General features: G+C 73.4%; 13 protein-coding genes. All 13 read left to right on the top strand.

Annotated features, from left to right (window positions below; genetic code table 11):
• Positions 1-60: 60 nt before the first annotated feature.
• The 13 genes from ACQPYN_RS22605 (at position 61) to rpmA (ending at position 12,953) form a co-directional block, all read left to right on the top strand.
• Positions 61-1,452, top strand: a complete 1,392-nt coding sequence (locus tag ACQPYN_RS22605) for an OFA family MFS transporter (protein WP_433027934.1) — start codon at positions 61-63, stop codon at positions 1,450-1,452.
• Positions 1,449-1,556, top strand: coding sequence for an MFS transporter small subunit (locus ACQPYN_RS22600; protein ID WP_433027931.1), 108 nt, complete (start codon positions 1,449-1,451; stop codon positions 1,554-1,556). The genes ACQPYN_RS22605 and ACQPYN_RS22600 overlap by 4 nt, the downstream gene beginning before the upstream one ends.
• 13 nt (positions 1,557-1,569) lie before the next feature.
• Positions 1,570-1,845 (top strand): DUF6457 domain-containing protein, encoded by a 276-nt coding sequence (locus ACQPYN_RS22595; protein WP_274195782.1) that lies wholly within the window; start codon positions 1,570-1,572, stop codon positions 1,843-1,845.
• 137 nt (positions 1,846-1,982) lie between these two features.
• Complete coding sequence (gene folC, locus ACQPYN_RS22590) at positions 1,983-3,461, top strand: bifunctional tetrahydrofolate synthase/dihydrofolate synthase (protein ID WP_433039006.1); 1,479 nt, start codon at positions 1,983-1,985, stop codon at positions 3,459-3,461.
• Complete coding sequence (locus ACQPYN_RS22585) at positions 3,458-3,826, top strand: DUF4233 domain-containing protein (RefSeq protein ID WP_433027927.1); 369 nt, start codon at positions 3,458-3,460, stop codon at positions 3,824-3,826. The genes folC and ACQPYN_RS22585 overlap by 4 nt, the downstream gene beginning before the upstream one ends.
• Positions 3,827-3,879: 53 nt before the next feature.
• A complete protein-coding gene (gene ndk / locus ACQPYN_RS22580) occupies positions 3,880-4,284 on the top strand; it encodes a nucleoside-diphosphate kinase (RefSeq protein ID WP_274187654.1) in 405 nt (134 codons plus the stop codon).
• A gap of 169 nt (positions 4,285-4,453) precedes the next feature.
• Positions 4,454-5,287 carry a DUF559 domain-containing protein gene (locus ACQPYN_RS22575; RefSeq protein ID WP_433027924.1) on the top strand — a complete coding sequence of 278 codons (834 nt, stop codon included), beginning with the start codon at positions 4,454-4,456 and terminating at the stop codon, positions 5,285-5,287.
• Between the two features lie 22 nt (positions 5,288-5,309).
• Positions 5,310-7,343, top strand: coding sequence for a TIGR03960 family B12-binding radical SAM protein (locus ACQPYN_RS22570; protein ID WP_433027921.1), 2,034 nt, complete (start codon positions 5,310-5,312; stop codon positions 7,341-7,343).
• A gap of 305 nt (positions 7,344-7,648) precedes the next feature.
• Positions 7,649-7,870, top strand: a complete 222-nt coding sequence (locus tag ACQPYN_RS22565) for a hypothetical protein (RefSeq protein ID WP_433027918.1) — start codon at positions 7,649-7,651, stop codon at positions 7,868-7,870.
• Entirely contained in the window at positions 7,870-8,670 is an 801-nt protein-coding gene (locus ACQPYN_RS22560) for a TIGR03936 family radical SAM-associated protein (protein WP_433027915.1), read from the top strand. Before ACQPYN_RS22565 ends, ACQPYN_RS22560 begins: the two co-directional genes overlap by 1 nt.
• A gap of 198 nt (positions 8,671-8,868) precedes the next feature.
• Positions 8,869-12,195 (top strand): Rne/Rng family ribonuclease, encoded by a 3,327-nt coding sequence (locus ACQPYN_RS22555; protein WP_433027912.1) that lies wholly within the window; start codon positions 8,869-8,871, stop codon positions 12,193-12,195.
• A 177-nt stretch (positions 12,196-12,372) separates the two neighbouring features.
• A complete protein-coding gene (gene rplU, locus ACQPYN_RS22550; protein WP_274195775.1) occupies positions 12,373-12,672 on the top strand; it encodes a 50S ribosomal protein L21 in 300 nt (99 codons plus the stop codon).
• A gap of 11 nt (positions 12,673-12,683) precedes the next feature.
• On the top strand, positions 12,684-12,953 hold the full coding sequence (rpmA, locus tag ACQPYN_RS22545; RefSeq protein ID WP_274195774.1) for a 50S ribosomal protein L27: 270 nt from the start codon (positions 12,684-12,686) through the stop codon (positions 12,951-12,953).
• Positions 12,954-13,040: the final 87 nt, after the last annotated feature.

Genomic DNA, 13,040 nt, shown 5'->3' with positions numbered 1-13,040 from the left:
CTCATCGCCCGATCGGGTATCGGCCCCCCACCGGACGGTGTCGTTGAAAAGGAGCCATCCATGGCCGGCGGATTCTTCGACCGCTCCTCCATCGTCGCACCACCGGGATGGAGTCGCTGGCTCGTTCCCCCCGCCGCCCTCGCGGTCCACCTCGCGATCGGGCAGGCGTACGCGTGGAGCGTGCTCAAGGCGGGGCTGGGCACGGGGCTGGGCCTCTCGGGCACGGCCACGGCGCTGCCCTTCCAGCTCGCGATCGTGATGCTCGGTCTCTCGGCGGCGTTCGGCGGCACGATGGTCGAGCGGCGCGGGCCGCGCTGGGCGATGTTCGTGTCCACCGTGTGCTTCTCCGCGGGCTTCCTGATCTCAGCGGGCGGCATCGCGATCGGCCAGTTCTGGCTGGTCGTGGTGGGCTACGGCTTCGTCGGCGGCATCGGGCTGGGCATCGGCTACATCTCGCCGGTCTCGACGCTGATCAAGTGGTTCGCCGACCGCCCGGGCATGGCCACCGGCATCGCGATCATGGGTTTCGGCGGCGGCGCGCTGATCGCGCAGCCGATCGAGAAGGCGCTCCTCGCCGCCTTCGGCACCACCCAGATGGGCCTGTCGCAGACGTTCCTCGTCATGGGAATCGGCTACGCGATCTTCATGTCGGTCGGCTGGCTGCTCGTGCGCGTCCCGGCCGACGACTGGCAGCCCCCGAACCCGCCGCAGGCCTCGCCCGGCGCCACCGGCTCCGGCCCCGCCGTCTCGGCCGCGCAGGCGATCAAGCTCCCGCAGTTCTGGTTCCTGTGGGTGGTGCTGTGCTTCAACGTCACCGCGGGCATCGGCATCCTGGAGAAGGCCCAGCCGATCTACCAGGACTTCTTCGCCACCTCCGGCCCGACGCCGGTCATCGCCGCGGCGGCCGGGGCGTTCGTGTCGATCCTCTCGCTGTCCAACATGCTCGGCCGGTTCATCTGGTCGTCGGCCTCGGACGTGATCGGGCGCAAGAACATCTACCGAATGTACCTCGGGGTGGGCGCCCTGCTCTACCTCGTGATCCTGCTGTTCGGCGAGGGCAACAAGGTGCTCTTCCTGATCGCCTCGATGCTGATCCTCTCCTTCTACGGTGCCGGGTTCGCCACGGTGCCCGCGTACCTCAAGGACCTCTTCGGCACCTACCAGGTCGGCGCCATCCACGGCCGCCTGCTGACCGCGTGGTCGGCGGCGGGCGTGCTCGGCCCGCTGATCGTCAACGCCGTCGTCGAGGCCCAGGGCGACGTCGCGGGCCCGTCGAAGTACACCCTGTCCTTCACGATCATGATCGTGCTGCTGGCCATCGGGTTCGTCGCCAACGAGCTCATCCGTCCCGTCGACCCGAAGTACTTCGTGCCCGACTCGGAGCGCGGCGGCGTCGAGGACGCCGCGGTGTCCGGGTCCGGGTCCGACCGCAACCAGGAGGTGTCCCGATGACCGCCGGACGCACCGTGCTCACCGTCGTCGTGTGGGCCTGGGTCGTGATCCCGTTCCTCTACGGCGTGTGGTCGCTGCTGCAGAACGTCGGGGCCCTCTTCTAGAAGACTGGGGTGCATGAGCACCCTCTCCGACTGGATCGACGAGGTCGTCCGCGAGCTCGGCATCGACGAGCTCGGGGAGCTGGTCGACCCCGAGAACGTCCAGCCCCTCGTGCTCGACATGACCAAGGACGTCGCCCACGGCGTCGCCCGCCCGGCCGCCCCGATCTCCGCCTACCTGCTCGGCCTCGCGGTCGGGCGGGCGGCGGGGTCGGGCCCGGGGGAGCAGGAACTCGCCCAGGGCTTCGCCGACCGGCTGGCGGCGCGGGCCCGCGGCGACGACCAGCCGTAGCATCGTGGGTGATGACCAGCGACGACCGATGGGGCGGAGTTTCCCCGGGAGACGAAGCGAAGCGGAGCTCGACCCAGTGGCAGGACCAGGACGCCTCCGGTGACGGCGACGCCGACGAGCTCGCCCAGATCCTCGCCATGGCCGGTGGTGCGGACGACTCCGGCTCCGGCCCGGGCGGGGGCGCGCTCGCCGACGCGCTGAGCCAGGGCGTCACCACCGGGCCGACCGGCGAGACGCCCGGCCACGAACCCGACGACGCCGAGTCGCTCGCCGCGCTGCGCGCCGTCGAGGCCGAGCTCGACGAGCGCTGGCCCGAGACGAGGATCGCCCCGTCCCTGGACCGGATCCGGGCGCTCGTCGAGGTGCTGGGCGACCCGCAGCGCTCCTACCCGGCGATCCACGTCGCCGGCACCAACGGCAAGAGCTCGGTCACGCGGATGATCGACGCGCTGCTCACCCGCATCGGTCCGCGCACCGGGCGCTACACCAGCCCCCACCTGCAGCGGGCCACCGAGCGGATCGCGATCGACGGCGCCCCGATCAGCGCCCGCCGCTACGTCGAGATCTACCAGGAGATCGCGCCGTTCCTCGGCATCGTCGACCGGGCGCAGGGCGACGGCCCGCGGCTCTCCAAGTTCGAGGTGCTCACCGGGATGGCGTTCGCGGCCTTCGCCGACGCCCCCGTGGACGTCGCCGTGCTCGAGGTCGGGCTCGGCGGGAGCTGGGACGCCACGAACGTCGCCGACGCCGTGGTCGCCGCGATCACGCCGGTGGACGTCGACCACGTCGCCTACCTCGGCTCGGACATCGCCGGGATCGCCGCCGAGAAGGCCGGCGTCATCAAGCCGGGCGCCGTCGCGCTGATGGCCCAGCAGACCCCCGAGGCCGCCAAGGTGCTGCTCGAGCGGGCGGTGGAGGTCGAGGCCGAGGTCGCGCGCTCCGGGATGGAGTTCGGCGTGCTCGCGCGCGAGATCGCCGTCGGCGGGCAGCAGCTGCGCCTGCAGGGTCTCGGCGGCGAGTACGACGACATCTACCTCCCGCTCTTCGGCGAGCACCAGGCGGCGAACGCGTCGCTGGCGCTGGCGTCGGTGGAGGCGTTCTTCGGGGCCGGGGCGTCGCGCAAGCTCGACATCACCGCGGTGCGCGAGGCCTTCGCCTCGGTACGCGTGCCGGGCCGGATGGAGCGCCTGCGCTCGGCCCCCACCGTCGTGGTCGACGCTGCCCACAACCCCCACGGGGCGCGGGCGACGGCCAAGGCCGTGCGCGAGGAGTTCTCGTTCCGCCGGCTCATCGGGGTCGTCGCGGTGATGGGCGACAAGGACGCCGAGGGCATCCTCACGGCGCTGGAGCCGGTGCTCGACGAGGTCGTCGTCACCCAGGTGTCGTCGCCGCGGGCCATGGACGCCGACGAGCTCGGGAGCCTGGCGGTCGGGTTCTTCGGTGCCGACCGCGTCGTCGTCGAGACCCGCATGGACGCCGCGCTGGAGACCGCGATCGGGCTGGCGGAGGAGACCGACGACGACGAGGCCCCGATGGCGGGCGCGGGGGTGCTGGTCGTCGGGTCGGTGGTCGCCGCGGGCGAGGCCCGGACGCTGCTGGGGCGGGAGCCGGCGTGAGCACGAACGCCGCCGAGGCCAAGCGCGCCTTCCGCGGCCCGGCCAGCGCGGCCCTGAGCCTCGAGATCGTCATCGTCCCGCTCGCCCTGCTCGTCATGGACAAGGTCGAGGGCGGCCTGACGCCCGCGAAGATCGCCTGGGTGGTCGTGCTGACCGTCGGGATGATCGTCGCGATCGCCCGGTTCTCGCGGCCGTGGGGGCTGCCGCTGGCCCTGGGCCTGCAGGTGCTGATGGCGCTGGGCTGGATCGTCTCGCCGTCCCTCGGCGTCCTCGGCCTCGTGTTCTGCCTCGTGTGGGCCGGGATGCTGTGGATGCGGCACGAGGTGCTGCGCCGCCACGCGCTCTGGGCCGACCGGGAGGCCTGAGGGCGGCTCGTTACGCTCGCGCACCGGTAGGTGTCCACGAGAGAGGATTCGCAGTGAGCGAGCGCACCCTGGTGCTGGTCAAGCCCGACGGCGTGGAGCGTGGCCTGGTCGGGGAGGTCGTGTCGCGCATCGAGCGCAAGGGCCTGCGCCTCGTGTCGCTGGAGCTCAAGACCGTCGACCGCGGCCTCGCCGAGCAGCACTACGCCGAGCACGAGGGCAAGGGCTTCTACGAGGAGCTGATCTCCTTCATCACCTCGGCGCCCGTCGCCGCCCTGGTCGTCGAGGGCCCGCGCGCGATCGCGGCGTTCCGTCAGATCGCCGGCGGCACCGACCCCGTCGAGAAGGCCGCCCCCGGGTCGATCCGCGGCGACCTCGCCCTGGAGACCGGGTCGAACATCGTGCACGGCTCGGACTCGCCCGAGTCCGCCGAGCGCGAGATCAAGCTCTGGTTCGGGTAGCGGGAGCGTCGGTTCCTCGAGTGTGAGCCCTTCGTGATCGACGAGCCTTGTCGACCATGATGGGCGCACTCTCGGCGCTCGAGGGAGCCGTGGAGGGCTCTCCTGCGTCGAACTCCGTGTGGACGGCGGCAGGCCCTTCCGGGGCTCGCACGAGGTCCGTGCGGGACGTGTGACCTGGGGCGTGCTCACCGGGCCGGGCTTCCGCCGGGTCGGCTCCGACACGTACGTGGCGGCGGGCGTGTCGGACGACGCGCGGACTCGGGTCCTCGCGGCGGCGGTCCGGGGCGGTCGGTCGGCGGTGGTCACCGGGTGGGCGGCGTGCGTGATCCAGGGGATCGACGTCGTCCCGCGACCGGAGCCCGCGGTCGAGATGGCCGTCCACGACCGCCAGATCCGCCCGGAGCCCGGGCTCGTGGTGCGCAGGCAGCACGTCGCGGACGAGGATGTCGTCCACGTCGACGGGGTGCGTGTGACGACGCCCCTGAGGACCGCGTTCGACCTGGCGACCAGGACCGGGCTCGTCGACGCCGTCGTCGCGGCCGACGGGTTGGGTCGGTCCGGCGGGTTCACCGGAGCCGATCTCGAGGAGATGGCCCGGCGCCGTCCCGGCGCGCGCGGCGTCCGGCGGGTCCGCCGCGTCGCGGAGCTCATGGAACCGCGCTCCGAGTCGCCGATGGAGACCCGCACGCGCCTGATCGTCGTCCTGGGCGGCCTGCCGGCCCCGGAGCTCCAGCACGAGGTGTTCGACGAGTACCGGTTCCTCGCGCGCCTCGACATGGCGTGGGTCGGGTTCCGGGTGGCCCTGGAGTACGACGGCCGGGACCACGCCGTCGACGACCGCCGCGGTCGCGACCTGGACCGGCGGGAGGAGCTGCGGCGCGCGGGGTGGGAGGTGATCGTGGTGACCGCACGCCAGGTGCTGCGACGCCCCGAGTGGGTCGTCGCCCGCGTGCGTGAGGCGCTGCTCGCCCGGGGCTGGGCGCCGAGCGTGCGCGCATCATGATCGACAAGGCCTCCTGATCATGATGGGCGCACACTCGGCGCCCGAATGGCGGGTGGGCGGGGCCCGGCGGGGGCCTCGTTACCCTGGGTCCGTGGCCGAATCCGTGTTCGAGAGCCTGGAACCGCTGCTGCCCCGGGTGAAGAAGCCGGTGCAGTACGTCGGCGGCGAGCGCAACGCGGGGACCAAGCCGTGGGACGCGGTGCCGGTCCACTGGGCGTTGTGCTACCCCGACGCCTACGAGGTAGGGCTGCCCAACCAGGGTCTGATGATCCTCTACGAGGTGCTCAACGAGCGGGACGACGCCCTCGCCGAGCGCACCTACGCCGTGTGGCCGGACCTCGCCGCGCTGATGCGCGAGCACGGGGTCCCGCAGTTCACCGTCGACGGGCACCGCCCCGTGGGCGCGTTCGACGTGCTGGGCATCAGCTTCGCCACCGAGCTCGGCTACACGAACATGCTCTCGGTCCTCGACCTCGCCGGGATCCCGCTGCACGCCGCCGACCGGGACACGAGCCACCCGATCGTGCTCGCGGGCGGGCACGCCGCGTTCAACCCGGAGCCGATCGCCGACTTCGTCGACATCGTGGCCCTGGGCGACGGCGAGGAGGTCGTCGGCGAGATCACCGACGTCGTCAAGGCGGTCAAGGCCGAGGGGCTCTCCCGGCGCGAGACCCTCGAGCGCCTCGCCGCGGTCCCGGGCGTCTACGTGCCCGGCCTCTACGAGGTCCGCTACGGCGACGACGGCACGATCGCCGCGGTCACCCCGACCAGCGCGCACGCCCCCGACCGCGTCCACAAGCGCACCACCAGCGACCTCGACGACTGGCCGTACCCGAAGGCCCCGCTCGTCCCGATGGCCGAGACCGTCCACGAGCGCATGAGCGTCGAGATCTTCCGCGGCTGCACCCGCGGCTGCCGCTTCTGCCAGGCCGGGATGATCACGCGGCCTGTCCGCGAGCGCTCGCCGCAGGGCGTCGGCGAGATGGTGGAGCAGGGTCTGCAGAACTCGGGCTACCACGAGGTGGGCCTGCTCTCGCTCTCGAGCGCCGACCACTCCGGCATCGGCACCATCGCCAAGGACCTGGCCGACCGCTACGAGGGCACCGGCACGGGCCTCTCGCTCCCGAGCACGCGCGTCGACGCGTTCAACGTGACGCTCGCCGAGGAGCTCACCCGCAGCGGCCGCCGGTCCGGCCTGACGTTCGCGCCCGAGGGCGGGTCCGAGCGACTGCGCAAGGTGATCAACAAGATGGTCTCCGAGGAGGAGCTCATCGCCACGGTCTCCACCGCCTACGAGCACGGCTGGCGGCAGGTGAAGCTCTACTTCATGTGCGGTCTGCCCACCGAGACCGACGAGGACGTGCTGCAGATCGCGTCGATGGCCCACGAGGTCATCCGGGCCGGGCGCAAGGCCGCGGGCCGGGGCGACGTGCGGGCGACGGTGTCGATCGGCGCGTTCGTGCCCAAGCCGCACACGCCGTTCCAGTGGGCCGCCCAGACCGCTCCCGACGTCGTCGACAACCGTCTGCGCAAGCTGCGCGAGGCGATCAACAGCGACCGCTCGCTGGGCCGCAACATCGGGCTGCGCTACCACGACGGGCAGCCCAGCCTCATCGAAGGCCTGCTCAGCCGGGGTGACCGGCGGATCGGGCGGGTCATCGAGCGGGCGTGGCGCGACGGCCAGCAGTTCGACGGCTGGAGCGAGCACTTCTCGTTCGAGCGGTGGGTCACCGCAGCCGAGGCGGCGCTCGAGGGCGTCGACCTCCACTGGTTCACCACCCGCGAGCGCGGCGCCGACGAGATCCTGCCCTGGGACCACCTCGACTCCGGGCTGGACCGGGGCTGGCTGTGGGACGACTGGCAGGACGCGCTGAACTCCGAGGAGCAGGACGACTGCCGCTGGACGCCGTGCTTCGACTGCGGCGTCTGCCCGACGATGGGTACCGAGATCCAGATGGCCCCCCAGGGACGGGTGTCGCTGCCGATCACGCCTGTCGAGCAGCGCAGGTCGACGCCGGTGCGCAACCCCGCGCTCGCGGCCGACCGCGGGGTCTGACCGCGTGGCAGGACACCGGTGAGCGACGGACCGGAGGTACGCGTACGCCGGGCGGGCGCCCCGGACGGCGACGCCGTCGCCGCCCTGCGCCGGGCCTGGGTCGAGCAGCGCGGCCGGGCCCGGCCGGGCGCCGACCCCGGCTTCGAGCACGGGTTCGCGACGTGGTGGCGCGCGGAGCTCTCGCACCACGCGGTGTGGGTGGCGGAGGTGCCGTCCGGCACTGCGTGGGACGTCGTCGGCTCCCTCGACGTCGCCGAGGTCGCGGCCATGCCCGCGCCCGGGCGGCCGGGGAGCGCTGGGGCTACGTGGGCAGCCTCGTCGCCCTGGGTGCCGCGCCGCGCGGGGTGCCGCGCCGGCTCCTGGGCGCCGCCGTGGCCCACGCCCGCGACCGCGGGCTCGCGCGGCTCGTGCTCCGGCCGTCCCCGGCGGGGGCGGCCTTCTACCGCGCGGCCGGGTTCAGCCCGGCCGGTGACGAGATCGTGGTCCTCCCGACCGGGGGCCACGGACCGACCGGAGGGACGACCTGATGGCGACCCGCACGACGAAGGCAGGCGAGGCGGCACACCCCTCGGCGCCGATCGTCGAGAAGCTCCGGATGCGCTACGCGAAGCGGGGCCGCGCGCGGTTCAGCTCGCACCGCGACATCGCCCGCACCATGGAGTGGACGCTGCGGAGGGCCGGGGTGCCGGTGGCCCTGTCGCACGGCTTCAGCCCGCACCCGAGGCTCTCCTGGATCGGCGCGGCGCCCACCGGCGCGGCGAGCGACGCCGAGTACGTCGAGATCGGCGTGACGGAGCACCTCGACCCGCTCGTGGTCGCCCGCGAGGTGGACGCCGTGCTGCCCGAGGGGCTCTCGGTGATCGAGGTCGTGCCCGCCTCGCCCGGCGCCCTCGCCGACCGGATCGACGCGAGCCACTGGGAGATCGAGACCCCGGGGGTCCCCGACGAGCTGCTCGCCCCGGCCCTCGCGGCGTTCCACGCCGCCGACGAGGTCATCGTGGAGCGCCTCACCAAGAACGGTCCGAAGCCGCTGGACGTGCGAACGGCCGTCGCCGAACTGCGGCTGACGCTCACCCGTACGGACGAACCGGAGGCGCCGGAGCGGGAGGACCGTGCACGAGCGGCGACGTGTGGGAGACTGACGGCGGTCGTACGGCACACCACGCCGGCCGCACGACCCGACGACGTGTGCGGTGCCCTCCGCGCCGTCGCCGGCCTCGAGTTCCCGGAACCCGTCAGGGCCACCCGGAGGGCTCAGGGTCGGCTCGACGAGCGCGGGGAGCTGATCGACCCGTTCGCGACGGACCGCGCGGCATCCACCGCGTAGCCCCGCGGAAGGTCCCCGGTCGGCCGCGGTGCACACACATCGCCGAATCGCACGGATCGACGGCACCCGGGCCCACCGGCTCGACCCGCCGAATCGTGCCGCAGTCGGTGGCCGTCCCCTGCGGCCGCCACGGCGAGCCCACGCGAGGTCCCCGTGTGGCCGCGACCCCCGGGTCGCGCCCGGGGGCGAAGGAGATGGATGACCGACACCGACACCCCGTCCGGCGGTAGCACCGCCGCGGGGGATTCCGTGGCACCCGGACGCCCCGACGAGCAGGCCCTGGCCGCGCTCCCGGACAAGGTCCGCGTGCACGCCCTGGCCCGAGTGGTGGGCACCTCGAGCCGCGAGCTCCTCGCCGTGCTCGCCCGGATCGGCGTGGGGGCGCGCAGCGCGCAGTCCAGCGTCGACCGCGGCGTCGTGGCGCAGGTGATGGACGACCTGTTCCCGCCGCCCGGCGGCCCGGTCGCCGACCCGGTCGCGGAGGCCGCCGCGGCCCTCACGCCCCCGCCCGGCGACGAGGCCGGTGAGCCGGAGGCCCCGCTCACCCTGGGCGCCGGCACCCCCACCGCCGCTGCGGCGGCCAGTGCCCCGGCCTTCGCGGCACCGATGTTCCTGGCGCCCGACTCGACGTCCGAGGAGGCCGTCCCGACGCGCGCCCGGCGCCGTCGCGGCAGCCGCTCCACCGGTGTGGTCACCCCCGGGGAGTCCACCGAGACCGAGACCACGGGGGACCACACCCCGGCCTCGACGGACGAGGAGGCCCCCGCCGCCGCGGCGGAGGACTCCGGTGAGGTCGCGGCCGAGACGGCCGGGCCCTCGCGCCGCCGCCGTCGTCGCTCGGGGGCCGACGAGTCCCCCGACGCCGCCGACACGGCGCCGACGACCGACGCCACGGACGCGTCGGACTCCTCCGACGCCTCCGACTCCGCTGACAGCTCCGACGCCTCCGACTCCGACGACGACGATGAGGACGGCAGCCGCCGGCGCCGTCGTCGCGGGCGCCGCGGCCGCGGCCGCGGTCGGGGCGGTGCCGACGACGCCGAGTCCGGCGACGGCTCCGCCGACGGCGAGGGCGAGGCGGGCACGGACTCCTCCGAGAAGTCGGAGTCGGACTCCGGTTCCGGTGAGGGCGACGACGACGAGGAGGACAGCGACTCCGGCGAGTCCGAGGACTCCGACGGCTCGTCGGGCGGCTCGCGCCGCCGGCGCCGGCGGCGTCGCCGGTCCTCGGAGGGCGACGGCGACGGCGAGGTCGAGGACCCGCCGAACACCGTCACCCACGTCCGCGACCGCGTCGAGCGGCCCGAGGGCGGCAAGTCCTCGAACGACGAGATCCGCGGGGTCAAGGGCTCGACGCGCCTCGAGGCCAAGCGCCAGCGGCGCCGCGACGGGCGCGAGTCCGGTCGCCGGCGGCCGTCGATCCTGTCCGAGTCCGAGTTCCTCGCCCGGCGCGAGGCGGTCGAGCGCACGATGGTGGTGCGCCAGCACGCCGGCCGCAGCCAGATCGGGGTGCTCGAGGACGGGGTGCTCGTCGAGCACTTCGTCGCGGGCGACGGTCAGAACTCGATGGTCGGCAACGTCTACCTCGGCCGGGTGCAGAACGTGCTCCCGTCGATGGAGGCCGCGTTCGTCGACATCGGCCGCGGGCGCAACGCCGTCCTGTACGCCGGTGAGGTCAACTGGGACGCCTCCGGCCTCGAGGGCAAGCAGCGCAAGATCGAGCAGGCGCTGTCCTCGGGCGACCAGGTGCTCGTGCAGGTCACCAAGGACCCGGTGGGCCACAAGGGCGCGCGCCTGACCACCCAGATCAGCCTGCCCGGCCGCTTCCTGGTCTACGTGCCCGCCGGCGGCGCGACCGGGATCAGCCGCAAGCTGCCCGACACCGAGCGCAAGCGCCTCAAGGAGATCCTCAAGCGGATCGTCCCCGACGAGTCGGGCGTGATCATCCGCACGGCTGCCGAGGGCGTCAGCGAGGAGGACCTCGAGCGCGACGTCCGGCGTCTGACCGCGCAGTGGGAGGCCATCGACAAGTCGGCCTCCGACGCGGGCAACAAGAACTCGAAGGGCCCGACCCTCGTCTACGAGGAGCCCGACCTCCTCATCCGTGTCGTGCGCGACATGTTCAACGAGGACTTCTCCTCGCTCGTCGTCTCTGGCGAGCGGGCGTGGGAGACGCTGGAGGGCTACGTGTCGCACGTGGCCCCGGAACTCGCGGGGCGCCTGTCGCGTCACGTCGGACCTGAGGACGTGTTCGCCGCGTACCGGATCGACGAGCAGCTGATCAAGGCGCTCGACCGCAAGGTGTGGCTGCCCTCGGGCGGCACGCTGGTCATCGACCGCACCGAGGCGATGACGGTCGTCGACGTCAACACCGGCAAGTTCACCGGCTCCGGGGGCAACCTCGAGGAGACGGTGACCCGCAACAACCTCGAGGCCGCCGAGGAGATCGTCCGCCAGCTCCGGTTGCGCGACATCGGCGGCATGATCGTCATCGACTTCATCGACATGGTGCTGGAGTCGAACCGCGACCTCGTGCTGCGGCGCCTCACCGAGTGCCTGGGCCGGGACCGCACCCGCCACCAGGTCTCCGAGGTCACTTCGCTCGGCCTCGTGCAGATGACCCGCAAGCGCGTCGGGCAGGGCCTGCTCGACGAGTTCTCGACCACCTGTGAGCACTGCCGGGGCCGGGGCGTCATCGTCTCGTCCGAGCCGGTCATGGGGGAGCAGGGCGGCGGCAACGGCGGGGGCAACGGCGGCGAGAAGGCCGGCTCCGCGGAGAAGAACGGCTCGGGAGACAAGAACGGCTCCGGCGACAAGGCCGCGAGCGGCACCGGCGGGGGCTCGTCCTCGCGCCGGGGTCGTCGCGGGCGCCGCGCCGAGCGCTCCGAGGGCGCGTCGCCGGCCGTCGTGGCCGCGGCCAGCGGTCTGACCGCCGGCCGGGACGACGACGACACGGACACCGACGAGACGGTCACCGACCTCGTCGAGACCGTCGACACCTCCGACACCTCCGACTCGGGGACGGCCGAGAGCCCCGAAACGGCCGCGGTGCCCGTGGAGGGCGCCGAGGAGACCGAGGTGACCCTCGAGGCCGGGCTGGCCGAGGCGAGCCCGGGCGCGGGGAGCGTCGAGGAGACCGACGAGGCACCCGCCGAGGCGGACCTCCCGGCGGCGGCCGAGACCGAGGACGTCGAGGAGGCGATCCACGAGGCCGTCGAGGCCGAGGTCGCCCTGGAGGCGGACCTCGCCGAACACGTGCCGGGCGGCAACGGGACGACCCCGGAGCCCGCCGCCTCGTCCGTGCCGCGCGTCACGGGCGCCATCGGGGCCGCGACCGGCAACGGGAACGGCAACGGCCACGGGGGCGACACCGTCATCACCCCGGCCGGCAGCCCGGCGGAGCCCGAGGACGACACGACGCCCGAGCCCGCGGTGGTCCCCACCGGGAGCGGCTCGGCGCGACCGCGTCGTCGCCGGGCGGCGTCGCGTCCGGCCGGTCCGCCGGTCGGCGGATCGAGCGACTGAGCACCACCCGCGGACGGTCGGGCCCCACCCGGGGTCCGGCCCGCGGAGGCCGGGCGGGTACCCTAGGAGATCGGTGCCCGCCGGGTCGCTGCCCGCGGCACCGGCGCGCCGCGCCCGCCCCGTACGGGACGCGCGCCGGGACCGGAACCCCACGCCAGACAGGAGTCCACGCGGAAGATGTACGCGATCGTGAAGACCGGCGGCAAGCAGTACAAGGTCGCGGTCGGCGACGTCATCGACGTGGAGCTCCTCGACGGTGACACAGTGGACCTCCAGCCGGTCCTGCTCGTCGACGGCAGCACCGTCCTCAGCTCGGCGTCCGACCTCGAGAAGGTCAGCATCTCCGGCAGCATCGTCGGGGAGCACAAGGGCCCGAAGATCAAGATCCTGAAGTACAAGAACAAGACCGGGTACAAGCGGCGCGTCGGCCATCGCCAGCGCTACAGCCGCCTCGAGGTCACCGACATCTCGAAGTAAGGGGAGCAGGAATGGCTCACAAGAAGGGTGCGTCCAGCTCCCGCAACGGTCGCGACTCGAACGCCCAGATGCTCGGCGTCAAGCGTTACGGCGGCCAGGTCGTCAAGGCCGGCGAGATCCTCGTCCGCCAGCGCGGCACCAAGTTCCACCCGGGCGTCGGTGTCGGCCGCGGCGGCGACGACACGCTGTTCGCCCTCATCCCGGGCGCCGTCACCTTCGGGACGAAGCGCGGTCGCAAGAACGTCAACATCGTGCCGGTGGAAGAGACCGTCTCCGCCTGAGCACCGTGTAGCAGCAGTACCGTCAGGGGTGGGTCCGGGACTCTCGGACCCGCCCCTTTCGTTCGTCTCCACCCCTGCCTCCGGAAG

This window comes from Actinomycetospora sp. CA-053990 (genome assembly GCF_050948445.1).
Lineage (GTDB): Bacteria > Actinomycetota > Actinomycetes > Mycobacteriales > Pseudonocardiaceae > Actinomycetospora > Actinomycetospora callitridis.
The sequence above is the reverse complement of the archived record's forward strand: the minus strand, read 5'-3'. Positions and strand labels throughout refer to the sequence as shown.